At 56.9% G+C, this 23624-nt stretch carries 32 protein-coding genes and 1 tRNA gene; 9 read left to right on the top strand and 24 right to left on the bottom strand.

The genetic code is table 11. From position 1 onward, the window contains the following. Positions 1 to 2: 2 nt before the first annotated feature. Positions 3 to 1370: a DNA repair protein RadA gene (radA, locus tag KBF66_RS03860; RefSeq protein WP_296652485.1), complete on the top strand. Its 1368-nt coding sequence runs from the start codon at positions 3 to 5 to the stop codon at positions 1368 to 1370. Positions 1371 to 1379: 9 nt separating this feature from the next. Here the strand turns inward: radA and KBF66_RS03855 are convergent, their stop codons facing one another. Further along, a complete protein-coding gene (locus KBF66_RS03855) occupies positions 1380 to 1892 on the bottom strand; it encodes a glycine zipper 2TM domain-containing protein (RefSeq protein WP_296652483.1) in 513 nt (170 codons plus the stop codon). Positions 1893 to 1991: 99 nt separating this feature from the next. Here KBF66_RS03855 and KBF66_RS03850 point away from each other — a divergent pair, with 99 nt between their 5' ends. From KBF66_RS03850 to waaF, 8 genes are all read left to right on the top strand, one after another. Continuing rightward, positions 1992 to 2894 carry a winged helix-turn-helix domain-containing protein gene (locus tag KBF66_RS03850; RefSeq protein ID WP_296652480.1) on the top strand — a complete coding sequence of 301 codons (903 nt, stop codon included), beginning with the start codon at positions 1992 to 1994 and terminating at the stop codon, positions 2892 to 2894. Continuing rightward, on the top strand, positions 2875 to 3537 hold the full coding sequence (locus KBF66_RS03845; protein ID WP_296652478.1) for a response regulator transcription factor: 663 nt from the start codon (positions 2875 to 2877) through the stop codon (positions 3535 to 3537). Before KBF66_RS03850 ends, KBF66_RS03845 begins: the two co-directional genes overlap by 20 nt. Positions 3538 to 3571: 34 nt before the next feature. Next, entirely contained in the window at positions 3572 to 4927 is a 1356-nt protein-coding gene (locus KBF66_RS03840) for an ATP-binding protein (protein WP_365732526.1), read from the top strand. A gap of 84 nt (positions 4928 to 5011) precedes the next feature. Then, positions 5012 to 5317, top strand: a complete 306-nt coding sequence (locus KBF66_RS03835) for a c-type cytochrome (RefSeq protein ID WP_296652476.1) — start codon at positions 5012 to 5014, stop codon at positions 5315 to 5317. A gap of 22 nt (positions 5318 to 5339) precedes the next feature. Further along, positions 5340 to 6656: an FAD-dependent oxidoreductase gene (locus tag KBF66_RS03830; RefSeq protein ID WP_296652474.1), complete on the top strand. Its 1317-nt coding sequence runs from the start codon at positions 5340 to 5342 to the stop codon at positions 6654 to 6656. A gap of 106 nt (positions 6657 to 6762) precedes the next feature. Beyond that, positions 6763 to 7713, top strand: coding sequence for a branched-chain amino acid transaminase (locus KBF66_RS03825; protein WP_296652472.1), 951 nt, complete (start codon positions 6763 to 6765; stop codon positions 7711 to 7713). A 23-nt stretch (positions 7714 to 7736) separates the two neighbouring features. Beyond that, a complete protein-coding gene (locus KBF66_RS03820; RefSeq protein WP_296652467.1) occupies positions 7737 to 7940 on the top strand; it encodes a zinc-finger domain-containing protein in 204 nt (67 codons plus the stop codon). 44 nt (positions 7941 to 7984) lie between these two features. After that, positions 7985 to 8983 (top strand): lipopolysaccharide heptosyltransferase II, encoded by a 999-nt coding sequence (gene waaF, locus KBF66_RS03815; protein WP_296652464.1) that lies wholly within the window; start codon positions 7985 to 7987, stop codon positions 8981 to 8983. A 276-nt stretch (positions 8984 to 9259) separates the two neighbouring features. On the opposite strand, the gene KBF66_RS03810 is transcribed toward waaF, so the two are convergent. The 23 genes from KBF66_RS03810 to KBF66_RS03700 form a co-directional block, all read right to left on the bottom strand. After that, the gene (locus KBF66_RS03810; protein WP_296652461.1) at positions 9260 to 10597 is read right to left on the bottom strand and encodes a HAMP domain-containing sensor histidine kinase; all 1338 of its coding nucleotides are present in this window, start codon (positions 10595 to 10597) and stop codon (positions 9260 to 9262) included. Positions 10598 to 10612: 15 nt separating this feature from the next. After that, a complete protein-coding gene (locus KBF66_RS03805) occupies positions 10613 to 11317 on the bottom strand; it encodes a response regulator transcription factor (protein ID WP_296652458.1) in 705 nt (234 codons plus the stop codon). A 101-nt stretch (positions 11318 to 11418) separates the two neighbouring features. Beyond that, positions 11419 to 12753 carry an AmpG family muropeptide MFS transporter gene (locus KBF66_RS03800; protein WP_296652455.1) on the bottom strand — a complete coding sequence of 445 codons (1335 nt, stop codon included), beginning with the start codon at positions 12751 to 12753 and terminating at the stop codon, positions 11419 to 11421. 108 nt (positions 12754 to 12861) lie between these two features. Beyond that, positions 12862 to 12938, bottom strand: a tRNA-Met gene (locus tag KBF66_RS03795). A gap of 22 nt (positions 12939 to 12960) precedes the next feature. Then, positions 12961 to 13365 carry a 50S ribosomal protein L17 gene (rplQ, locus tag KBF66_RS03790; protein WP_296652451.1) on the bottom strand — a complete coding sequence of 135 codons (405 nt, stop codon included), beginning with the start codon at positions 13363 to 13365 and terminating at the stop codon, positions 12961 to 12963. Positions 13366 to 13426: 61 nt separating this feature from the next. Then, positions 13427 to 14416, bottom strand: coding sequence for a DNA-directed RNA polymerase subunit alpha (gene rpoA / locus KBF66_RS03785; RefSeq protein ID WP_296652448.1), 990 nt, complete (start codon positions 14414 to 14416; stop codon positions 13427 to 13429). 101 nt (positions 14417 to 14517) lie between these two features. Continuing rightward, positions 14518 to 15141, bottom strand: a complete 624-nt coding sequence (gene rpsD, locus KBF66_RS03780) for a 30S ribosomal protein S4 (RefSeq protein WP_296652446.1) — start codon at positions 15139 to 15141, stop codon at positions 14518 to 14520. Between the two features lie 82 nt (positions 15142 to 15223). Further along, positions 15224 to 15628, bottom strand: coding sequence for a 30S ribosomal protein S11 (gene rpsK / locus KBF66_RS03775; RefSeq protein WP_227334136.1), 405 nt, complete (start codon positions 15626 to 15628; stop codon positions 15224 to 15226). An 18-nt stretch (positions 15629 to 15646) separates the two neighbouring features. After that, on the bottom strand, positions 15647 to 16012 hold the full coding sequence (gene rpsM, locus KBF66_RS03770) for a 30S ribosomal protein S13 (protein ID WP_296652439.1): 366 nt from the start codon (positions 16010 to 16012) through the stop codon (positions 15647 to 15649). A gap of 24 nt (positions 16013 to 16036) precedes the next feature. Next, positions 16037 to 16150 (bottom strand): 50S ribosomal protein L36, encoded by a 114-nt coding sequence (gene rpmJ / locus KBF66_RS03765; protein WP_296652437.1) that lies wholly within the window; start codon positions 16148 to 16150, stop codon positions 16037 to 16039. A 33-nt stretch (positions 16151 to 16183) separates the two neighbouring features. After that, complete coding sequence (gene infA, locus KBF66_RS03760; RefSeq protein WP_223907181.1) at positions 16184 to 16402, bottom strand: translation initiation factor IF-1; 219 nt, start codon at positions 16400 to 16402, stop codon at positions 16184 to 16186. 11 nt (positions 16403 to 16413) lie between these two features. Next, entirely contained in the window at positions 16414 to 17724 is a 1311-nt protein-coding gene (gene secY, locus KBF66_RS03755; RefSeq protein ID WP_296652434.1) for a preprotein translocase subunit SecY, read from the bottom strand. Positions 17725 to 17746: 22 nt separating this feature from the next. Continuing rightward, positions 17747 to 18178 carry a 50S ribosomal protein L15 gene (gene rplO, locus KBF66_RS03750; RefSeq protein WP_296652431.1) on the bottom strand — a complete coding sequence of 144 codons (432 nt, stop codon included), beginning with the start codon at positions 18176 to 18178 and terminating at the stop codon, positions 17747 to 17749. A 10-nt stretch (positions 18179 to 18188) separates the two neighbouring features. Then, positions 18189 to 18371 carry a 50S ribosomal protein L30 gene (rpmD, locus tag KBF66_RS03745; RefSeq protein ID WP_296652428.1) on the bottom strand — a complete coding sequence of 61 codons (183 nt, stop codon included), beginning with the start codon at positions 18369 to 18371 and terminating at the stop codon, positions 18189 to 18191. Positions 18372 to 18385: 14 nt separating this feature from the next. Next, complete coding sequence (gene rpsE / locus KBF66_RS03740) at positions 18386 to 18910, bottom strand: 30S ribosomal protein S5 (protein ID WP_296652425.1); 525 nt, start codon at positions 18908 to 18910, stop codon at positions 18386 to 18388. An 18-nt stretch (positions 18911 to 18928) separates the two neighbouring features. Continuing rightward, a complete protein-coding gene (gene rplR, locus KBF66_RS03735) occupies positions 18929 to 19294 on the bottom strand; it encodes a 50S ribosomal protein L18 (RefSeq protein WP_296652422.1) in 366 nt (121 codons plus the stop codon). A gap of 11 nt (positions 19295 to 19305) precedes the next feature. Beyond that, complete coding sequence (gene rplF / locus KBF66_RS03730) at positions 19306 to 19839, bottom strand: 50S ribosomal protein L6 (protein WP_296652417.1); 534 nt, start codon at positions 19837 to 19839, stop codon at positions 19306 to 19308. A 25-nt stretch (positions 19840 to 19864) separates the two neighbouring features. Next, positions 19865 to 20260: a 30S ribosomal protein S8 gene (rpsH, locus tag KBF66_RS03725; protein ID WP_296652415.1), complete on the bottom strand. Its 396-nt coding sequence runs from the start codon at positions 20258 to 20260 to the stop codon at positions 19865 to 19867. Between the two features lie 17 nt (positions 20261 to 20277). Beyond that, positions 20278 to 20583 (bottom strand): 30S ribosomal protein S14, encoded by a 306-nt coding sequence (gene rpsN, locus KBF66_RS03720; RefSeq protein ID WP_296652412.1) that lies wholly within the window; start codon positions 20581 to 20583, stop codon positions 20278 to 20280. Between the two features lie 8 nt (positions 20584 to 20591). Next, entirely contained in the window at positions 20592 to 21131 is a 540-nt protein-coding gene (gene rplE / locus KBF66_RS03715) for a 50S ribosomal protein L5 (protein ID WP_296652409.1), read from the bottom strand. A 2-nt stretch (positions 21132 to 21133) separates the two neighbouring features. Further along, positions 21134 to 21454, bottom strand: a complete 321-nt coding sequence (gene rplX, locus KBF66_RS03710; RefSeq protein WP_296652406.1) for a 50S ribosomal protein L24 — start codon at positions 21452 to 21454, stop codon at positions 21134 to 21136. Between the two features lie 9 nt (positions 21455 to 21463). Beyond that, positions 21464 to 21832, bottom strand: coding sequence for a 50S ribosomal protein L14 (gene rplN, locus KBF66_RS03705; protein ID WP_296652403.1), 369 nt, complete (start codon positions 21830 to 21832; stop codon positions 21464 to 21466). Between the two features lie 212 nt (positions 21833 to 22044). Next, positions 22045 to 23598, bottom strand: a complete 1554-nt coding sequence (locus KBF66_RS03700) for a glycerol-3-phosphate dehydrogenase/oxidase (RefSeq protein WP_296652398.1) — start codon at positions 23596 to 23598, stop codon at positions 22045 to 22047. Between the last annotated feature and the right edge of the window lie 26 nt (positions 23599 to 23624).

Here is a 23624-nt window from a genome sequence, read left to right as displayed (position 1 = left end):
CCATGGTGAAGGAGAAAACCCAATTTGTTTGTTCCGACTGTGGTGGCAGCAGTCCCAAATGGCTGGGCAAATGCCCGCATTGCCATGCCTGGAACACGCTGATTGAGTCAGCCCCAGAAGGCAGTGTCACGACCAAAAACAGGTTTGCAGCGCTGGCCAAAACCGCCGAGATTGCCATTCTGGGCGACATCGACGCGGTGGACATGGCCCGCACACCCACCGGTCACGACGAGCTGGACCGGGTGCTGGGCGGCGGCATGGTCGATGGCGGAGTGGTGCTGATCGGCGGCGACCCCGGCATTGGCAAATCGACGCTGCTGTTGCAGGCACTTGATTCGCTGCAGCGCAGCGGCCAAGCCACCTTGTATGTCACGGGTGAAGAAAGCGGCGCCCAGGTGGCACTACGGGCGCGGCGCCTGGGGCTGGACCACTCCCAAGTGCGGGTACTTGCCGAAATCCAGCTGGAGAAAATCCTCGCCACGCTGGATGCCACACGACCCAACATTGCGGTGATTGACTCGATCCAGACGGTCTATTCCGAGCAACTCAGCTCGGCACCCGGTTCGGTCGCTCAGGTACGTGAATGTGCCGCACACCTGACCCGCGCCGCCAAGGCCAATGGCATCTGCATGGTGCTGGTTGGCCACGTCACCAAAGAAGGTGCTCTGGCCGGGCCCCGGGTGCTGGAACACATGGTGGACACCGTGCTGTACTTTGAGGGTGACACCCACAGCAGTTTTCGGTTGGTTCGCGCCATCAAGAACCGTTTTGGCGCGGTCAACGAGATCGGCGTCTTTGCCATGACCGAAAGAGGGTTAAAAGGGGTGAGCAACCCGAGCGCGATATTCCTGAGCCAACATGCCGAACCGGTGCCCGGCAGTTGCGTCATGGTGACCTTGGAGGGAACACGCCCGATGCTGGTGGAAATTCAGGCGCTGGTCGACAGCGGTGGACCCAGCCCACGACGGCTCAGTGTCGGGCTGGACAAGGACCGACTGGCGATGCTGCTGGCAGTGTTGCACCGCCACGCCGGGGTACCGTGTATGGATCAGGATGTATTTGTCAATGCAGTGGGTGGCGTGCGCATCTCGGAGCCGGCGGCCGACCTGGCCGTGCTGCTGGCGATCACCTCGTCATTGCGCGGCAAGGCGCTACCAAAAGGGTTTTTCGCCTATGGTGAAGTCGGGCTGGCGGGCGAAATAAGGCCGGCACCGCGCGGCCAGGAGCGGCTGCGGGAGGCCGCCAAACTGGGTTTTTCTGTGGCCATCGTCCCCAAGGCCAACGCGCCAAAGAAACCACTGGAAGGCTTGACCATCCACGCGGTGGATCGGGTGGAACAGGCGATGGAGATCGTTCGCAGCTTGAGCTGAGTGGCTCCGTTACTGGCGCACCAGCGTTTGGCCAGCCCTTCTGACGCTGTCACCGACGGCCAACCCGGGGTCCTGTTCAAAGTCAAAACTTGCACTACGTCCGTCGTTGTAGGTCACGCTCACGGTCCAGTTTTTTTGCAGACCCATGTTTTCATGGATTTTTTTGCCGGCGTAGGCACCGCCAACCGCACCCGCGATCGTCGCCACATCTTTGCCTCGGCCAGCGCCAATCTGCCGACCCAGAACCGCGCCCGCTACACCGCCCGCCACCAGGCCCAGAGTCGCATCCTGCAATGGCTTTTCAGCCACCGTGATGGCGGTGACGCGACCGCAATCCACACAGTTGCTGGCGGAATAATGGGTACCATAAACCCCGCCGGAGCTCTGATGACGCGTATCGCTGGCTGGCACCTGCGGATTGGACGACCAGCTTCCCTGCGCATGACACAGGTTCACCAGGCCACCCCAACCGATAGCCGTCAACGCGACAAACCCCCTGGTCAACCGCAACGCAGAAATCATGTATGACTCCAATCCCTGTTTTCACGCAACAAGGCACCAAGGATACTGTGCGAAACGGGCGTTAAGCCTCCCTTAATCTGAAAAAAATACAGTGCGGTGATGAGTCCTTTGCATCCGTCGGCGGCATCCGGCGAGCCCAACACCCATTACCAAGTCCCAACGCGCCAGGCAAAACAAGAACGCCGAGTGCTGGCGGCAACCCGCATCGACCAGGGGGAGCACCCCAGTCTGGTGGCTGCATCTTTGGGGATGAGCCGGGCCTGGGCCTACCAATGTTTTGCCGCTCTGAGAAAACACGGTCCCACAAGCTTGTCCGCCAGCACCGGCGGTGGGCGACCGTGCAAGCTCGCGCCAACACAGCAAAGCCAGATTTTTGACTGCCTGAACGGCAAACGTCCCGATCAATGTGATCTGTCTGGCAGTCTATGGACGCAGCAGCGCGTGCAACAGTTGATACACAGCCGCCTGGGCGTCAAGCTGTCGATCCTGACCGTCGCCAACCTGTTGTCGCGCCTTGGTTTGCCGCCCGCCAAACTCAACCATCAGGTGTCGGTGCCGGTGGTGTTTGGCAACTTATTGGGACCATCGACAACACTACTCGCTCTGACCGAACACGCCAGAGCCAAGGGGGCTGACCTTTTGTTCGGCGAAATGCGCACCTGCGCGCACACCGCTTCGCAGCAATTGTGGATGGTCAACCTGAAAGGGGCTTTCTGGTTCAACGTCTGCCCGGATGACTGCAACGCCGCCCAGTTTGTGACCTTGATGAAACGTCTGATGCGTGGACGGAATCGCCCGGTTTGCCTGTTGCTTGGACCAGGTAGCTGGCACTCTGATCCGCTGGTGCAGGACTATCTGAAAACAACCCGGGGGCGGCTGACCCTGCATGACAGGTCGGCACCCGTCGACTCCCGTGTTTCGACACCTTCCGCCCCCTTGAGCCGACGCGCTGCGTCCCAGGTGATGCGCCAGCCAGGCATTCATGCGTATTCTGCTGGCTGAAGACGACAGCATGCTGGGCGACGGCCTGCGTGCCGGTCTGCGCCAACAGGGCTACCAGGTTGACTGGGTGCGCGATGGCCTGGCGGCTGAACGCGAAATGGTCAGTGGCGAATACCAGGCCGCCGTGCTGGATCTGGGCCTGCCTTTCAAGAGCGGATTGGAAGTCCTGCAATCGCTGCGTCTGAGAAAAATCAGTCTGCCGATTCTGGTGCTGACAGCGCGTGATGCGGTGCCCGATCGGATCAAGGGGCTGGATCTGGGTGCCGATGACTATGTCTTGAAGCCGGTCGACCTGTTTGAGTTGGGCGCGCGTCTACGCTCGCTGGTGCGGCGCGCACACGGTCAAACGCAGGATCTGATCGATTGCGACGACTTGCAAATGAACCTGTCGGCACGTCAGGTTAGTCTGCATGGCCAGTCCGTCACCCTGTCAACCCGTGAATTCGACCTGCTGCATGTCCTGCTGCTCAACATGGGTCGGGTTCTGTCACGGGAGCAGCTTGAGCAGCAGCTTTACAGCTGGGGCTGCGAAGTCGAGAGCAACGCGATCGAAGTGCACATTCACCACCTGCGAAAGAAGTTGCGGCCGGACCTGATCCAAACCGTGCGTGGTGTAGGTTACACCGTTGTACGACCCAAGTAAGCCGCAGAGCCATACGGTGCGACTGTTACCTCCGTTGAAATCATTGCAAGCACGCCTGCTCGCATTGTTGCTGGTGATGGTGAGTCTGGTCTGGCTGGCAGCAGCCATATTTACCATGCTCGATACCCAGCATGAACTCGATGAACTGCTGGACGGTCACCTGGCCCAATCGGCAGCTTTGTTGGTTGCACAGCAGACCGGTCATGGCCCGGAGGACACGGCAGGGGACGCTGTGCACAACACAAGCCATGACGATGATGCACCCAGCTTGCACAAATATGCGCCACGGGTCGCGTTTCAGGTGTTTCATGAAGGCCGCCTCAGCCTGCGCTCTGCCAACGCCCCGGTGGCACCCATGTCGCAAAAGACGCGGGGGTTTGATACGGTGGACATGGGCGATCAGACGTCCTGGCGCGTCTTTGCGGCGCAGGGGAACGAGGGCGATGTGCAGGTTTATATTGGTGAATTGCTGTCGTCACGCAACGCCATTTTTTGGGCTGTGCTGCAGGGTGTTTTGATGCCCTTGTTGTTTGCATTGCCGATACTGGGACTGGTTGGCTGGGTTGCGGTACGCCATGGCCTGTCCCCGCTGCGCAGCTTGAGCCGGGTGCTGGCACAGCGCCAGGCGCAGGCACTCGATGCAGTGGAACTGGGTGATATGCCGTCTGAAGTCGAGCCCGTCGTCCAGGCACTTAACGCCTTGCTGGAGCGCATCCAACAGATGCTGGCAACCGAGCGGCGCTTTACCGCTGACGCAGCCCATGAACTGCGCACGCCGATCGCGGCGATCCGGATGCAGGCGCAGGTCGCACTGGGTGCCGGCGCCGACCAAGTCGGGCGCAATCACGCGCTGGCCCAGACCCTGGCCGGATGCGACCGTGCCACACATCTGGTGGAACAACTGCTGACGCTGTCGCGGCTTGACGCCAGCGCAGCAGCGCCGTCCGGGCGATCCGATGTGTCCGAGTTGGCGCAGCAGGTTGCGGCCGAGGTTGCACCGGTGGCATTGAGCCGCAAGCAAACACTTGAACTGGAGGCGCCGGCGCCCTGCCTGATTGCGGCAGACGCCGCATTGACCGCTGTTTTGCTGCGCAACCTGGTAGACAACGCGCTGCGCTACAGCCCCGACGGTGCACGGGTTTGGGTGTCTGTGCGGTGCTCCGGGTCAAAGGTGACGCTCACAGTGCAAGACAGTGGGCCGGGGCTTGATGAAGCCGGTATGGCACGCCTGGGCGAGCGGTTCTTTCGGGTTTTGGGCAGTGAGCAACCCGGTAGCGGTTTGGGCTGGTCGATTGTGCGGCGAATTGCTTCGGTCTATCAGGCACAAATCGACGTGACGCGTTGCCCGGCGCTTGGAGGTCTGTGCGTCGCGGTCTCCTGGCCGCGCTGACTGATTACATCTGCTTACGCTTTTATACAGACAGTAACACGCTCAAGCTCGAAACTCCTTATCGTCTTTTACGAAAGGGTTTTCATGAAACATCTCTTCCAAGCGGGCTGCGTGACTGCACTTGCCTTTGCTTTCACGCAGGGCCTGCATGCCCAAACGGCACCACCGACAGGCCGACTGCTGGCATCCAACTGTTTTCAGTGCCATGGCACTAACGGCAAAGGTCCCGGGTTTGACAAACTGAGTGGCGAGTCGGCCAACGAGATTTACAAGGAACTCAAAGAGTTTCAGAGTGGCAAAGAGGGTCAGGGCATCATGGCCAAACATGCCATGGGCTATACCGATGCCCAATTGCTGTCCCTCGCCAGTTGGCTGGCTACCCAGCGTTAACCCTGTCCATCTGGAGAAACACATGCAAAGAAGATATTTCCTCTCGAAAAGCGGCATATTGCTGGCGGCAAGCTCACCCTTGGCCTGGGCCGATGACGACAAGAAAAAGGGCAAGAAAACCTATGGCAACGCCACGGGTTCACCTGCGCCCGCGCCGACACCAACGGCTGCCTCAGGCGTCAAATCCCGTGTGATCGTGATTGGAGGCGGTATGGCTGGCGCAACTGTGGCCAAGTACTTGCGGCTGTGGGGCAACAACATTGGCGTGACGCTGATCGAGCGTGAAAGCAGCTATGTCTCCAACATCATGAGCTCGCTGGTGTTGTCCGGCCAGCGCACCATGGCCAGCCTGACCTACAACTACAGCAAACTGGTGTCGGCCTATGGCGTCACCGTGATCAAAAGTGATGTCCAGGAGATCGATACGGTTGGCGTGAAAGTGAAGCTGGCAGACGGCACCATCCTGGCTGCCGACCGCATCGTGATCGCGCCGGGCATTGATTTTGATGAGGTAAAGGGCTTGGGCGCATCCGATCGCATGCCGCACGCCTGGAAGGCTGGCATGCAAACGACTTTGCTTGCCAACCAGCTCAAGGCCATGACGGACGGCGGCACCTTTGCGCTGACCATTCCCAAAGCCCCATACCGCTGCCCGCCCGGCCCGTACGAACGGGCTTGCCTGGTTGCTGACTGGCTGAAGAAGAACAAGCCCAGGTCCAAGGTCATTGTGTTGGATGCCAACCCTGTCATCCAGGCCGAGAAGCTGGTGTTTGAAGCAGCTTTCAAAATGCACAACATTGATTACATCCCCAATGCCGAGGTGAATAGTGTGGATCCTGCCAAGATGAGTCTGGACACCACCATGGGCCCGCAATTGGGTCTGGGTGTGGTGAACCTGATCCCGCCCCAAAAGGCCGGCAGCCTGATTGCCAAAGCCGAACTTAACAACTCTGCGGATGGTCGGTTTGCCACCGTCAAGCACCTGACTTACGAGAGCACCAAGGCGCCGAAGATCCACATCATTGGCGACGCCAGCGATACCACCCAGCCCAAGGCAGGTCACATTGCAAACCAGGAAGCCAAGGTCTGCGCCGATGCCATCGTGCGCGCCTTGGCCGGGCTACCGCCCGACCCGGCACCAGTGACCAACTCGGCCTGTTACTCGACCATTACCATGTCGCAGGCCTCCTGGCTGACCGCGGTTTACCAGTACGACACGGCCACGTCCAAAATGAAGGTCGGTGGTGCCGGGGTTGCAGCCTCTGAGACCTGGGATTCGGAGAACTTCAAGGAGATGAACACCTGGTTCAACGCCTTGATGGCGGACAGCTTCGCCTGATGCTCACGCGTTAAAGCGCATCCAAGGGGGCTGGCCAGGGTAGGGCCAGCCCCGTAAAATAACGGTTTTGACCTTCAGTGCAACGCTGACTATTAAGGAACAACCGATGAGTCCCCTACCCCCCTCAATGGCTGACCGCGACGGCAAAATCTGGATGGATGGCCAGATGGTGGACTGGCGCGAAGCCAAGATCCACGTGCTGACCCACACCCTGCACTACGGCTGCGGCGCTTTTGAAGGTGTGCGCGCTTACAACACGGTCAATGGCACAGCCATCTTTCGCCTCGAAGAACACACCGACCGACTCTTCAATAGCGCCAAGATTCTGCGCATGAAGATTCCGTTTACCAAAGAGGAAGTCAACGAGGCGCAAAAAGCTGTCATCCGTGAGAACAAGCTCGAATCCGGCTACCTGCGTCCGCTGACCTGGATTGGCGACAAAAAGCTCGGTGTCTCACCCAAGGGCAACACCATTCACCTGATGGTGGCGGCCTGGCCCTGGGGTGCCTACCTGGGCGAAGAAGGCATGAAACGCGGCATCCGCGTGAAAATTTCGAGCTTTACCCGGCATCACGTCAACATCACCATGACCCAGGCCAAGGCGGTCAGCAACTACACCAACTCGATTCTGGCCAATCTGGAGGCCACCGATGACGGCTACGATGAGGCAATGTTGCTTGACGCCAATGGTTTTGTCTCGGAGGGGGCAGGCGAGAATCTGTTTGTGGTGAAAGACGGCGTGGTGTACACGCCGGATTTGTCGGCCGGTGCCCTCAACGGCATCACCCGCAACACCGTCTTGCACATTTGCAAGGACCTGGGCCTAGAACTGGTGCAAAAGCGTATCACCCGTGACGAAGTCTACATTGCCGACGAGGCCTTCTTCACCGGCACCGCCGCCGAGGTGACCCCGATTCGTGAACTTGACCGGATTGAACTCGGCAAAGGCGCTTATGTGGGCAGCCGTGGTCCGATCACCGAGAAAATCCAAAGCGCGTTTTTTGACATCGTGAACGGCCGCAATCCGAAATACGCACACTGGTTAAGCCAAATCTAGGACCACATCAGAGCAACAACATCATGGCAAACCTAAACATCGAGATTTTGGCCAAAGACCTCAACCAGCAAGGCGGGGTTTTCTGCCCAAGCCCGCTGGCGGACATGAAACTGTGGAACAGCCACCCCAAGGTGTTCCTGAATGTGGCTGCGACAGGGCAAGCGAGATGCCCGTATTGCGGCACGCTGTACCAACTCAAAGACGGTGAACATTTCCACGGCCATTGAAGGCCCGTCGCGCCGATCCGCCGCCACCCTTCAATGAGCCCGGCTTGACGCGTTCGCTCGTCATTGCACCGCAGTGGATCGGTGACGCCGTCATGACCGAGCCCTTGCTTCGGCGGTTGTATGCGCGCGGAGAACGGCTGGTGGTGGGAGCGCTGCCATGGGTGGCACCGGTTTACCGCGCCATGCCGCAGGTGGCGCAGGTGATCGAGTTTCCGTTTTCGCACGGTGGATTGCAGTTTCGCGAGCGGCAACGACTGGCGCGTCAGCTGGACGCGCAGTTTGATGTGGCTTATATCTGTCCCAACTCCCTCAAGAGTGCGCTGCTGCCATTCCTTGCGCGGATACCCAGGCGCATCGGCTATCTGGGAGAGGCGCGCGTTGGATTGTTGACCCATCGGCTGAAAAACCCGCCCAAGTCACAACGGCCGCCGATGGTGGCCTTTTACTCGGCGCTCAGTGGTGAGACAGACTTGGCCAGTGACCGCCCTCATCTGCACCTGGCGGTGGCTGAGGTGGAAGCCGTGCTCCACGATCTGGGCTTGCAACGCCATGCCTACTACGTGTTCGCTCCGGGGGCGGAGTTTGGCCCGGCCAAACGCTGGCCAACCCGCCACTTTGCGGCGCTAGCCAGGCAACTGAAGCTGCCGGTGGTGTTGTTAGGTTCAGCCAAGGATTCGGCGCTTTGCGATGACATCTTGCAGGCCGTGGCAGGGTTGCAAAACCCCGTTCTTAATTTGGCAGGGAAAACCACGCTAGCCCAAGCTCTGTCTGTCATTGAAGCTAGTCAATGCATAGTGAGCAACGACTCCGGCCTGATGCATGTGGCAGCGGGCTTTGCGGTGCCGCAAATCGCCTTGTTCGGCTCCAGCAGCCCCCTGCACACACCACCCCTGAACGATAAGGCACAGGTTCTGTGGTTAAAACAAAGCCCCAACTACCGGCCAGCGCTCGACTGTGCGCCGTGTTTTGAGCGTGTTTGCCCACTTGGTCACACCCGCTGCCTGAACGACATTCAGCCCCAGGACGTGCTTCGTCTTTTGTAGCTATCACGACCTCGCTCTATTACGCTGATGGCATTTTTGAGTAAAAAAAAGCCACCGCGAGGTGGCTTGTAAAGATTCCCCGAGGGGAACCGTCGTTGGAAACTCTCCGTTGGTCAAAAACAGCGTCCTGACACTCTCCAAATCATTTTGCTTCATGGCTGTGACAGCAGCTGAGGTCTACTGTAGCGGGGTCGCACAACATTGGGTATCCCCCATTTGGGGGATATTGCAAGGTATTTTTGAAAAAAATCCAAAAAATCGGTAAGGCTTCGCGCGTCAAGCCGCTTTTTCGGGCGTCAAAGGCAGTTCGATCACAAAACAGGCACCACCGCCCGGGTGATCCTGACAAAAGGCACGACCGCCATGGCGCACGGCAATGGATTTAACCAGAGCCAGAGCCAGCCCGACCCCGCCGTCACGCTCGGTTGCACCCGGCAGCCGATAAAACGGCTCAAAGATGCGCTCATGCAGTGCCGCAGGCACACCTGGCCCGCGATCACAAACACGGATCTCGACCCGGTCCTTCTGCCGTGACAGCAACAACCGGATTTCACCGGCTGCATGACGGCGCGCGTTCTCAAGCAGATTGCGTACGGCGCGGCGCAACAACTTGGCCACCCCCTGCACGGCGAGTTCAGTGGCTACCGCGTCACCGCAGGTGCCCACCTCGGACGCCACGATGTCAAGATCAGCGCCCACGCGTGCGCATTCCTCGGCAGCTAGTCCGATCAGGTCAACCGACTCGACAGTACCCATATCGGCCTGGCGCGCATCGAGTCGGCTGGCCAGCAAGATCTCGTCGATCAGTTGGTCAAGTTCCGTGATATTTCGCGCAATTTCGCCCCTGAACGCCTCAGACGCAGCTGGCCCCAACAACTCCAGACCAATACGAATGCGGGCCAAGGGTGAACGGAGCTCGTGTGATGCATTGGCGAGCAGGGACCTCTGCGATGCCAGCAGGGTCTCATGGGACTGAACCAGGGTCTGGATGCGCTCGGCAGCACTGTTGAATCGACGCGCCAGAAAGGCCACTTCATCCTGCCCGGCTTCGGGGACACGAATAGACAAGTCACCGTCGCCCCACTGCTTGACACCATCTTGCAAGCGTTCAAGGCGCCGCGTCAGGGTGCGCACGATCGGATAGGTTGCCAAAGCCACCGCGATACCAACCCACACCAGCATCCAGGCAAAGCCAAAGGGAGGTCGGCTCCAGAAGGACGGCGGTGCCCGCAAGAAACGCATTCGCATGGTCTGCCCGTCATGCATGCGCACGGTGAAGTCGGCACCACCCGTGCGATCCAAATCGGGTCCGGAGGTCAAACCAAGGTCAATATCCCTCTGGTTGGCAGAATGTCCGCGTGGCCCATGTGGCAAAGGGATGGCGTCAGTTGGCACCTGCTGCCGCCAGGCTGGCCCGGATTCCCGCTCAGTCAGATCGTCGGGCGCTGCCGGTCGTCGACCACGGCCAATCACCTGGCCCGCCTCATTGCGCACCACCACATCTCGCAGCGGTGGCTCTGCCGCCATCCGCCAGATCCACCCGACCAAAAGGGTCAACACCGCAACCGCCAGCACCACGGCCAGCCAGATACGGATGTAGAGCTTATTCAGCATGACGCACGGTGGCGCTCAGTCTTGCTGGCGGGCAAAGACATAGCCAACGCCGCGCACCGTCAAGATGCGCTTGGGTGACTTCGGGTCAAGCTCGATGGCGGCGCGGATCCGGCCCATGTGCACGTCAATCGAACGGTCGAACGCGTCGAGTTCGCGGCCGCGAACGGCCTCCATGATCTGATCACGCGTCAACACCCGTCCCGCACGTTCTGCCAGCGCGACCAGCAGGTCAAACTGGTAGGAAGTGAGATCACACACTTGGCCAGCCACGCTGACCACCCGTGCATCCTGATCAATCTCAAGCGAACCAAAAGACAACACCTGATGCGACGTCACGGTCGGCTCTGCCTGGCGCCGCAGGACAGCGCGGATACGTGCCAGCAACTCCCGCGGCTCGAACGGCTTGGGCAAATAGTCATCAGCGCCCATCTCAAGGCCAATGATGCGGTCCATCGGATCGCCTTTGGCGGTGAGCATCAGAATGGGGGTACTTGCCACCGGGCCGCTCATCGCGCGGATGCGGCGGCACACCTCCAACCCGTCCATGTCCGGCAGCATCAGGTCCAGCACCACCAGGTGCGGTGTGGTCGAGCGCAACATGGACAAACCGGTCTGGGCGTCTCCGGCGTGGTCGACCTGATAGCCCGATTGACGCAGGTACTCAGCCACCATGTGGGCCAGGCGCGCATCATCTTCGATCATCAGCAGGTGTTGGTTCATGGCCTGAGAGTCTAGTGATTTACCGACACGCTGGTTTGAAGTTCAGGTAAAGATAGGTAAAACCTGGCCAGAACTTTTTTGTAGCATAAGGTCCAATGCAGTTAAGCGCTAGACGCCAATTTAATCCGAGATGTGAGCGCCACCAAAACCAGTACCGGCAAGCCCAGCAAGGCCGTGGCAACAAAAAACTGGGGGTAGCCAAAGGCGTCGACATAGCGACCCGAGTAACCGGCCACAAACTTGGGCAGCAGCAACATCATCGAACTGAAGAGTGCATACTGCGTGGCGGAATAACTGACATTGGTGAGGCTCGACAAATAGGCAATGAAGGCAGCAGATGCCACCCCACCGGCCAGGTTGTCGGCTGAGATCACCCAGATCAGCCCGCTAAGGTCATGCCCTCGCGTACTCAAGGCTGCAAACAGCAAATTGCTGGCAGCGCTGAGCACCGCACCCAGCATCAACACCCGCATCACCCCCAGACGCAGCGCCAGTGCGCCGCCCACAAAAGCACCGACCAATGTCATGATGACGCCATAAATCTTGGTCACGGCGGCAACCTCGTCTTTGCTATAGCCCATGTCGACATAAAACGGATTGGCCATGATGCCCATGACCACATCGCTGATGCGGTAAGTGCCGATCAAGGTAAGGATCAGCACTGCGTGCCAGCGATAACGCTGCAGAAAGTCGGCAAACGGTGCCACCAGCGCGCCGTGAAGCCAATCGAGCGCATTGCGAGCAGGCGTCAGCGGCCGGGCCGCCGGTTCGGGTGAGAACAGCACGGTGACGACCCCAAGCACCATACTGGCGGCCATCACCAGGTAGGCGGTTTGCCACGCACTGTGCTGATAAGTGGCAAGCGCTGGGTCCTGCGCGCGCGCCGCAATCCACAGCACACCGGCACCGGACCAGATCATGGCAAGCCGGTACCCGGTCTGGTACGCAGCTGCCAGTGCGGCCTGGCGACTGGTGTCTGCGGATTCAATCCGATAGGCATCCAGCGCAATATCCTGCGTCGCAGATCCAAAAGCCACAGCCAGGGCACCCCACACCACGGGCGTCAAAGCCAACTGCGGGTCATTGAACGACATCGCCACCAAACCGACCAGTATGGCCAATTGCGAGAGCAGCAACCAGCTGCGACGCCGTCCGAGTCTGGCCGTCAAAAAGGGAATGGGCAAGCGGTCCACCAAGGGTGCCCACATCCACTTGAAGGCATAGGCCAATCCAACCCAGCTCAGATAACCAATGGTGGTACGGTCAATGCCCGCTTCACGCAGCCAGAAACTGAGGGTACCGAGCACCAACAGCAGTGGCAAACCTGCCGAAAATCCCAACAACAACAGGCGCAGCGTCGCTGGCTCCAGATACACCTTCAGCGTCTCTAGCCAGCTGGACCGCACTATCTTGACGCGATCATCCGGGTTCGTCATGGTCTAGCCCTTTGATTCGTGACCTACAACTCTGAGTGAGTCAATGTGTCGCAAAGCAAAACGCCCACAATCTGTGGGCGTTTTGCTTCGGGGCTGAGCCCCATGTTTTGGTTGCGCGAGAAGGATTTGAACCTCCGACCTTTGGGTTATGAGCCCAACGAGCTACCAGACTGCTCCATCGCGCGGTATGTTCTGATTGTACCTTACTCAGGTCGACGCAACGGCTGGAGCGGACGATTCTGTCGCATCTTCCACGCCGCGATCGACCAATTCAACCAGGGCCATTGGTGCATTGTCGCCAACCCTAAAGCCCATCTTCAAAATGCGCGTGTAACCACCTGGCCGCGCCTTGAACCGAGGACCCAATACGTCGAACAACTTCACAACACTGTCACGATCGCGCAAACGGTCAAACGCCAGTCGACGATTGGCCACGGTGGCAACTTTGGCAAGCGTGATCATCGGCTCAATCACACGGCGCAGTTCCTTGGCTTTCGGAACAGTGGTCTTGATCGCCTCGTGTGCAATCAGTGAATTCATCATGTTGCGCAGCATTGCCAAACGATGAGAAGAGGTTCTGTTAAGTTTCCGTAATCCGTGTCCGTGACGCATAGTGATTTCCTTTGTATATTAAGCAGGCAGCCGTATCAGGTACTGTCCGATGCGCTAAATCTCAGCGCTTTTCAAGGGCCGCTGGAGGCCAGCTTTCCAATTTCATTCCGAGGGTCAGGCCGCGTGAGGTCAACACTTCCTTGATCTCATTGAGAGATTTACGACCCAAATTGGGTGTCTTGAGCAATTCGTTCTCGGTGCGCTGGATCAAGTCGCCGATGTAATAGATATTTTCAGCTTTCAGGCAGTTGGCCGAGCGCACGGTCAACTCAAGCTCATCCACCGGGCGCAGCAAGACCGGGTCAAACTGCGCACCACCGCGAGACGAGGATGACACGATGGTGTCAATCTCACCACCCTCCAACTGTGCAAACACCGCCAGTTGTTCCACCAGGATCTTTGCCGACGCGCGAACTGCATCTTCCGCAGACAGCGCGCCATTGGTCTCAATGTCGACAATGAGTTTATCAAGATCGGTACGCTGCTCCACCCGTGCACTCTCGACCGTATAACTGACACGACGGACAGGCGAAAAGGAGGCATCCAGCACAATACGGCCAATGGATTTCGAGGGCTCATCACCGTGACGGCGCATGGTCCCTGGCACGTAACCGCGACCTTTTTCTACCTTGATCTGCATGTCAATCTTGCCACCCGCTGCGAGATTGGCGATCACATGCGACGGGTTGATGATCTCCACATCGTGAGGGGTCTGAATATCACCGGCTGACACCACGCCTTCGGTGTCTTTGCGCAGACTCAGCGTCACTTCATCACGGTTATGCAGTTTAAAAACGACACCCTTGAGGTTCAAAAGAATGTTGACCACATCCTCGTGAACACCATCAATCGATGAATACTCATGCAAAACGCCCGCGATGGTGACTTCGGTGGGTGCATAACCCGGCATCGAAGACAACAATACGCGCCGCAATGCATTGCCCAAGGTATGACCGTAACCCCGTTCAAAGGGCTCAAGCACAACTTTGGCACGATTAGTCGACAGTTGCTCAACCTGAATCGTCTTTGGTTTTAACAAATTACTTTGCATGGAAAATCCTCTCAATACCCCCGATTCGTTACGTCGGTAAGGCTGACTAAAAGAGCAAAAGCCAGTCCGGGCTTTTGCTGCAAACCAGTGACAACTTCAGATTAACGAGAGTACAACTCAACAATCAGCGATTCGTTCACATCCGCCGCAAACTGATCACGATCAGGAACTGCTTTGAAAACACCCTCAGCCTTGTCGGCATTCACGTCAACCCAAGCAGGCATACCCACTTGCTGAGCCAGTTGCAAAGCTTCAAGCACACGGTTCTGCTTGGCGGACTTCTCACGCACTGCGATCACATCACCCACTTTCACCATGAAAGAAGGGATATTGACAGGCTTGCCGTTCACCAGCATCGCCTTGTGCGAAACCAGTTGCCGCGCCTCAGCACGGGTCGAACCAAAACCCATCCGGTAAACCACGTTGTCCAAACGGGTCTCCAGCAATGCCAACAAATTGGAACCGGTATTGCCTTTACGGCGATCAGCTTCCTGAAAGTAGCGACGGAACTGTTTTTCCATCACACCATACATGCGCTTGACTTTCTGCTTTTCGCGCAGTTGAAGGCCGAAGTCGGATGTACGGGCACCCGAGGTGCGACCGTGTTGACCGGGTTTCGAGTCGAACTTGGCCTTATCCCCAATGGAACGACGTGCGCTCTTGAGGAAAAGGTCTGTACCTTCACGGCGGGAAAGTTTGGCCTTGGGGCCGAGATAACGTGCCACTTGAGTTTCCTTTTAATCATCTACCGCAAACATGCGGGAGCCACAGTCATTGAAGCTGTGGCGGTGGGCTTGGTTGAAAATACTAAATACGACGGCGCTTTTGCGGCCGACATCCGTTGTGCGGCACCGGCGTAACGTCAGCAATCATGTTGATACGAATGCCCAGGGCAGCCAACGCACGCACCGAAGACTCGCGACCAGGTCCGGGACCCTTGATCTCAACGTCAAGGTTCTTGATCCCTTGTTCAATCGCGGCACGCCCCGCCACCTCTGATGCAACCTGAGCTGCAAAGGGGGTTGACTTGCGCGAGCCCTTGAATCCTTGTCCACCTGACGACGCCCAGGACAAAGAATTGCCCTGACGGTCCGTGATGGTGATGATCGTGTTGTTAAACGACGCATGAACGTGCGCAATGCCGTCCGCTACGTTCTTGCGAACTTTCTTGCGTACACGCTGAGCGGCGTTGTTAGCTGGTGCTTTTGCCATGGTAATCCTTCAAATAACTTATTTCTTCAGCGAAGCAGCCGCTTTACGGGGACCCTTGCGTGTGCGTGCATTGGTACGCGTGCGCTGACCACGCAACGGCAAGCCACGACGATGACGGAAACCTCTATAACACCCGATGTCCATCAACCGCTTGATGTTCATGGTGGTCTCGCGCCGCAAATCGCCTTCGATGGTGAACTTGGCTACTTCATCACGAACTTTCTCAAGCTCATGATCGGTCAGATCCTTGATTTTTTTGGAATAGTCAATGCCGCAAGCCTCACAGATCTTGCGGGCCCGACTGCGACCGACGCCGAAAATGGCAGTCAAGCCGATTTCGGAATGCTTTTGCGGCGGAATGTTAATACCAGCGATACGTGCCATTTTGGTCCTCTATAACTTTTGCAATTAACCCTGGCGCTGCTTGTGACGGGGATCCGTACAGATAACCCGAACAATGCCGTGACGCCGAATAATCTTGCAGTTACGGCATATTTTTTTAACCGAAGCCGAAACTTTCATTTCACTCTCCTAAACAAATCATTGAAAGACTAACTATTTCGCTCTAAAGACAATCCGTGCCCGACTCAAGTCATACGGCGTCAGTTCAACGGTCACCTTGTCACCTGGCAGAATCCGGATGTAGTGCATACGCATCTTGCCTGAAATATGCCCCAGCACGATATGCCCATTTTCCAGTTTGACCCTGAAGGTTGCATTGGGAAGATTTTCAACAATCTCGCCTTGCATTTGTATAACGTCATCTTTTGCCATAAGTAACCTTCTCAAGAAGACTTGAAATTAGCCTTCTTTAGCAAAGACTCATATTGCTGCGACATCAGATAGTTTTGCACCTGGGCCATAAAGTCCATCGTTACCACAACAATAATCAGCAAAGATGTACCGCCAAAATAAAACGGAACGTTGTACTTCAGAATCAAGAATTCCGGCAACAAACAAACCAAGGTGATATATATGGCACCAACGAAGGTAAGGCGCAACAAAATCTTATCAATGTACTTGGCTGTATTGTCACCAGGACGAATGCCCGGCACAAATGCTCCACTCTTTTTCAAGTTTTCTGCCGTCTCACGACTATTGAATACCAATGCCGTGTAGAAGAAACAGAAAAATATGATGGCGGCCGCGTACAACATCACATAAATAGGTTGCCCAGGCGTCAATGAACCCGCAATGTCCTTGAGCCAGCGCATGGAATCACCAGCACTGAACCACCCCACCACGGTCGCCGGCAACAAAATGATGGACGACGCAAAAATGGGAGGAATCACACCCGCCATATTGAGCTTGAGGGGCAAGTGAGAAGATTGCCCACCATAGACCTTGTTACCGACCTGCCGCCGCGCATAGTTAACCAGAATCTTGCGCTGACCACGTTCCACAAACACCACAAAATAAGTCACCAGTCCAACCAGAACAATGATGAACAGCGAAACAATGATGCTCATTGCTCCGGTTCTGACCAACTCAAGCAAGCCTCCAATGGCGTTGGGCAAACCAGCCGCAATACCACCAAAAATAAGAATAGAAATACCATTGCCGAGCCCCCGCTCGGTGATCTGCTCACCCAACCACATCAAAAACATGGTTCCTGCGGTCAAGGTGACCACCGCAGTCATACGAAAACCAAAACCAGGCGCGATCACCAATCCAGCCGAGCTTTCCAGCGCGACAGCAATGCCCAATGACTGGAACAAAGCCAACCCAAGCGTGCCATAGCGGGTGTACTGAGTAATCTTGCGTCGGCCCGCTTCACCTTCTTTTTTGAGCTGCTCGAAAGCAGGCAACACATACCCCATCAGCTGCATGATGATCGATGCAGAAATATAGGGCATGATCCCCAATGCAAAGATCGTGAACCGCGACAAGGCTCCACCTGAAAACATGTTGAACATGCCCAGAATACCGCCCTGCTGTCCCTTGAAGAATTGCTGCAACTGAACCGGATCAATGCCAGGAACCGGAATGTGCGCACCAATCCGATAGACCACAAGTGCCAGCAGCAGAAAAACCAGTCGGCGCTGGAGATCTCCGTACTTACCTGTTTTAGCAGCGGCTGCTGAGCTGGTTACCACTTGTGACAGTCTCTCGTATCAATTAAGCCAGTGACCCACCAGCCGCCTCAATGGCAGCCTTGGCGCCAGCAGTGGCACCAATGCCTGTCAACTTGACCGCCTTGGAAATGTCGCCCGTCTTGATTACCTTGACGACCTTGGCCAATTCACCCACCAGACCTGCCTGCTTGAGCACCAGAATGTCAACCTCAACCAGACCCAAAGCGTCCAGTGCCTGCAAGCTGATCTCAGCGTTGAACTTGAGCAAAGCCGACTTGAAGCCACGCTTTGGCAAGCGGCGCTGCATCGGCATCTGACCACCTTCAAAGCCGACTTTATGATAGCCACCTGCGCGCGACTTTTGACCCTTGTGACCACGCCCGGCGGTCTTACCAAGACCCGAGCCAATGCCGCGACCCACGCGCCGTTTGTAGTGCTTGGCACCATCAGCGGGTTTAATACCGTTAAGTTCCATTGTCAGCCTCTCAGAGCACCTTGACCAGATAACTGATCTTGTTAATCATGCCGCGCACCTCAGGTGTGTCGGCGAGTTCGCTGGTACTGTTCAACTTGCGCAAACCCAGACCACGCACCGTCGCACGATGTGACTCGGCGCACCCGATCGGACTGCGCACCAGCTTTACCGTTACTTTCTTTTCTGTTGTCATCTTGAACGCTCCAATCAGGCAAACAGCTCTTCAACCGTCTTGCCACGTTTAGCGGCAACGACTGAAGGGGTAGTGGCGCGGGACAGGGCATCCAACGTCGCACGCACCATGTTGTACGGATTGCTGGAACCATGGCTCTTGGCAACGATATCGGTGATCCCGATGACTTCGAATACCGCGCGCATGGGGCCTCCGGCAATAATGCCGGTACCTTTGGGGGCGGGTGCCATCATCACAGAGGCGGCACCATGATGGCCCATGACCCGGTGATGAATCGAACCATTCTTGAGCGCGACCTTGGACATGTTGCGACGGGCTTCTTCCATCGCTTTTTGCACGGCAGCCGGAACCTCTTTGGACTTGCCCTTACCCATGCCAACGGTACCGTCACCGTCGCCAACCACGGTCAAGGCAGCAAAACCGAGAATACGTCCACCCTTAACCACCTTGGTTACACGGTTGATCGCAATCATCTTTTCGCGCAGACCGTCCTCAGGACCCTCTGCCTTACCTTGCATTTTTGCTTGTACTTTAGCCATCTTTAGTTTCCGATCTGCTTAGAACTGCAAGCCAGCTTCACGTGCCGAATCTGCCAGCGCCTTGACGCGGCCATGGTACGCAAAGCCAGCGCGATCAAACGCCACTTTTTCAACGCCGACAGCCTTGGCCTTCTCAGCAACCCGCTTGCCAATCACCTGAGCCGCGGCGACATTGCCACCTTTGCCAGAACCACCCAGCGCTGCACGAACCTCTGCCTCTGCTGTGGAAGCCGTTGCCAGAACACGCGCACCGTCTCCGGAAATAACGCTGGCATAGATGTGCAGATTGGTACGATTCACCGTCAACCGGGCGACACCCTGATTGGCGATGCGAATGCGAGTCTGGCGAGCCCGACGAAGACGCTGTTCTTTTTTGTTCAACATGCTGCAGCCCCTTATTTCTTCTTGGTTTCTTTGATAACCACTTTTTCGTCCGAGTAGCGAATACCCTTGCCTTTGTACGGCTCAGGAGGACGAATCGCACGGATCTCAGCAGCCACCTGACCAACACGCTGCCGATCGGCACCCTTGATCACAATTTCAGTCGGCGTTGGAGTTGTCACCGTGATGCCTTCTGGCATATCTTTGTTGACCGGGTGCGAATAGCCAACCGCGAGATTCAGTTTGTTGCCTTGGGCTTGCGCTTTGTAGCCAACACCGATCAAGTTCAGCTTCTTCTCGAAACCCTTGGTGACACCAATCACCATGTTATTGACCAACTGACGCATGGTGCCAGTCATGGCATCAGCGGCACGGGTGTCATTGGTGGCAACAAAACTCAGTTTGCCAGCGTCACTCGACACCGCAACCAAACTGCTTTGTGGCACCAGCAACAGGCCACCAGCGCCTTTGATGCTCAAATTCTGCTCACCCACCGAAACTTCGACACCGGCAGGGATAACAACGGGTAATTTACCAATACGGGACATTTGTAGTTCTCCTGAATGTCACGCTTTAAGCGACGTAACAAAGCACTTCACCGCCAACACCTGTGGCGCGCGCTTTGCGGTCGGTCATCACACCTTTGGGTGTGGTCACGATAGCCACGCCCAGCCCGTTTTGAACCTGCGGAATGGCACCGCTACCACGGTACACCCGCAGACCAGGGCGACTGACTCGCTCGATACGCTCAATGACCGGGCGACCTGCATAGTATTTAAGGGCTATCTCAAGCTCCGAAACACCATTGACGGCGTTGACCTTGAAATCATCGATATAACCTTCGTCCTTCAATACTTGGACGATCGCCACCTTCACCTTGGAAGACGGGACACGCACCGACGCTTTGGCAACCATCTGCGCATTGCGAATGCGGGTCAGGAGGTCGGCAATGGGATCACTCATACTCATATCTTGTCTCCTGCCGCTTACCAGCTAGCCTTGACAATGCCTGGAATCTCACCGGCAAAGGCCATTTCACGAATCTTGGCGCGTGCCAAGCCGAAGTGCGCAAAAGTTCCACGGGGGCGCCCCGTGATTTCGCAGCGGTTGCGCTGACGCGTCGGGTTGGCGTTGCGAGGCAACATTTGCAAGCCCAGACGAGCGGCAGCGCGCTCGTCCTCGGTGCGCTTGGCATCCTTAGAGATCGCCTTCAGTTCCGCATGTTTTTTTGCGTACTTGGCAACCAGTTTGTCGCGTTTGAGTTCGCGTTCGATCAAAGCCATCTTAGCCACAGATCACCTCAGTTCTTGAAGGGAAAACGGAAGCCGGCCAGAAGCGCTTTGCACTCGTCGTCGGTCTTGGCCGTGGTCGTGATACTGATATTGAGACCACGCAAGGCATCCACCTTGTCGTATTCAATCTCAGGGAAAATGATTTGCTCTTTGACGCCAATGTTGTAATTGCCGCGGCCATCAAAAGCGCGCCCGGATATCCCCCGGAAATCTCGCACACGCGGCAGAGCCACAGTGACAAAGCGGTCCAAGAATTCGTACATTTGCGCGCCACGCAGCGTCACCATGCAACCAATGGCCTGATTTTCACGGATCTTGAAGCCCGCAATCGCCTTCTTGGACATTGTGACCACGGGTTTTTGCCCTGCAATCTTGGTCAGATCCGCAACCGCATGATCCATCACCTTCTTGTCAGCAACCGCCTCACTCACACCCATATTGAGTGTGATCTTGGTCATACGCGGCACCTGCATCGGTGACTTGTAGCCAAACTTGGCGATCAGTTCGGGCGCGAGTTTGTCGCGGTAGAGTTCTTGCAAACGAGCCATGTTCATGCCACCTTGATTTCTTCGCCGCTGGACTTGTAGACGCGAACGCGCTTGCCATCAGCCAACACTTTGACACCCACCCGGTCCGCCTTGCCCGTGGCCGCATTGAAAATTGCCACATTGGACTGGTGTATCGGCATGGTTTTTTCAACAATGCCACCCGCCTCACCCTTCATGGGATTTGGCTTGGCATGTTTTTTGACCAGATTGACACCCTCGACCACCAGATGGGAGTCATCTTTACGCAGGCTTACCTTGCCACGCTTACCTTTGTCACGCCCTGCGAGCACGATGACATCATCGCCTTTGCGAATTTTGTTCATGAGATGTCCTTACAAAACTTCAGGCGCCAAGGACACGATCTTCATGAACTTTTCAGTGCGCAACTCACGCGTCACCGGTCCAAAAATACGTGTGCCGATCGGCTCCAACTTGGCATTCAGCAACACTGCGGCATTGCCATCAAACTTAACCAGCGAACCATCATTGCGACGAATGCCCTTGGCCGTACGCACGACTACAGCGCTGTACACATCGCCTTTTTTGACGCGACCACGTGGCGCAGCCTCTTTGATACTTACTTTGATAATGTCGCCAACGCTGGCGTAGCGACGCTTGGATCCGCCGAGCACCTTGATGCACAGAACGGACTTTGCGCCAGTGTTATCGGCGACTTCTAGTCGAGATTCGGTTTGGATCATTTGTTTAATTCCCAACTTGCACCAAAAACAAAGGCCAACCCTGAGGCAGCACTTATATTCCGGTCAGTCTTGGGCCCGTCACCCTCAGCATGAACCACTCACACTGAAAGCTTTGGGCGGACATAGTTCGCTAAATCACATTCAACGCTTTTTTCAAGCGAAGCGCTGCATTATGCACTGAAAACACAGACTGGTCAAAGGATTTCATCAAACTACAAAACATATTGGTTCGCAAGCGTCAGGAACGCCTCTGTTTTGGGGTCAGTGTTGGTTTCCTGCATCAGGATGTCGCCCACCCGATGCGCGACAGCGCTGGCCAGTCGGGCATCCAGAAACAGGCAGCGCGAGCGACGGGCCAGCACATCTTCTACCGTCAGCGCATACTCGTATCTTGCGGCAAAGCGCACCATCGCCACGGTCAATCCAGCGCAAATCTCTTCTCCTGCCCCTGGCAACGTTTTGACAAAGTCCTGCTCTGCACCATAGGAGTGCCACCCGGGTGCGAGCGCCAGCGACCAGGTCGGCATTGCGGTGTTGCCGACGCCCACCAAGGGCAGCGACTCCGTCAACCCTTTACGAGTGCGGCCGATCAACCCACTTTGTTCGCACTTTTCGATCACATCCTCCGCCATGGCGCGGTAGGTTGTCCATTTGCCGCCGGTCACCGTCACCAACCCGCTTTGACTGGTGAGAATGGTGTGCTCGCGGCTGATCGATTTGGTTTTGTGACCGGCATGCTGTGGCGGCTTGACCAAAGGGCGCAACCCAACCCATACGCTCCTGACATCGCTGCGCTTTGGCGCCAGACGCAAGTAGCGGGCTGCCTCTTTCAATATAAAGTCAATTTCATGATCGAAAGGCAGGGGCTCACGGCTCAGATCCTGACGTGGCGTGTCCGTTGTGCCCAAAATGACTTTCCCCAACCACGGCACAGCGAAGAGCACTCGGCCATCAGCGGTCTTGGGCACAATCAGCGCGGTCTCGGAGCCAAGAAACTCACGGTCCACCACCATATGAACCCCCTGGCTAGGCGCCACCAGCGGCTCCGTCGCTTCCCCGTCGGGCTCAGGGACTGCCAGCCCGTCTTTCTGGCGCAATTCGTCCACCCACACCCCGGTGGCATTAACCACACACGCGCTGGAAAGCGTATGCTGCGCACCTGTCAAGGTATCTTCGCACAGTACGCCCGCCACTTTTCCTTGCGAATATTGCAAGCCAGTGGCCTGGCAGTAGTTCACCAAAAGGGCACCACGCGCGGCTGCGGTTCGCGCCAGCGCCAGCGCCAGGCGGGCATCGTTGAACTGACCATCCCAATACTTAACCCCACCGGACAAGCCTTTGGCGCGAAGGGTCGGCAGGTATTCAAGGGTTTCACCACGACCCAGCATTTCGGTTCGACCCAAACCAGCACGCCCGGCGAGCAGGTCATACATCTTCAGGCCGGCGCCGAAAAATGGCGCATCCCACCAGTGATAGGTCGGCATGACAAAGGCCAGCGGCTGCGCCACATAAGGCGCGTTCTTCAACACAATGGCGCGCTCACGCAACGCCTCCTGCACCAGCGCAATATTGCCTTGGGCCAAATAGCGCACCCCGCCATGTACCAGTTTGGTAGAACGTGAGGAAGTCCCATGGGCAAAATCATGCGAATCGATCAATACCACGCTCAGCCCCCGCACGGCGGCGTCCAGTGCCACGCCCAGGCCTGTCGCACCACCGCCGACCACGATCATGTCGTATCGACGTGGTTCGGCCAGGCTTGACATCAAGTCGGCGCGCCGGGTCATCGTTG

The sequence above is a fragment of the Rhodoferax sp. genome (assembly GCF_018063565.1).
GTDB lineage: Bacteria > Pseudomonadota > Gammaproteobacteria > Burkholderiales > Burkholderiaceae_C > Rhodoferax.
Note: the sequence above shows the minus strand (reverse complement) of the source record. Positions and strands in the feature narration are given on the sequence as shown.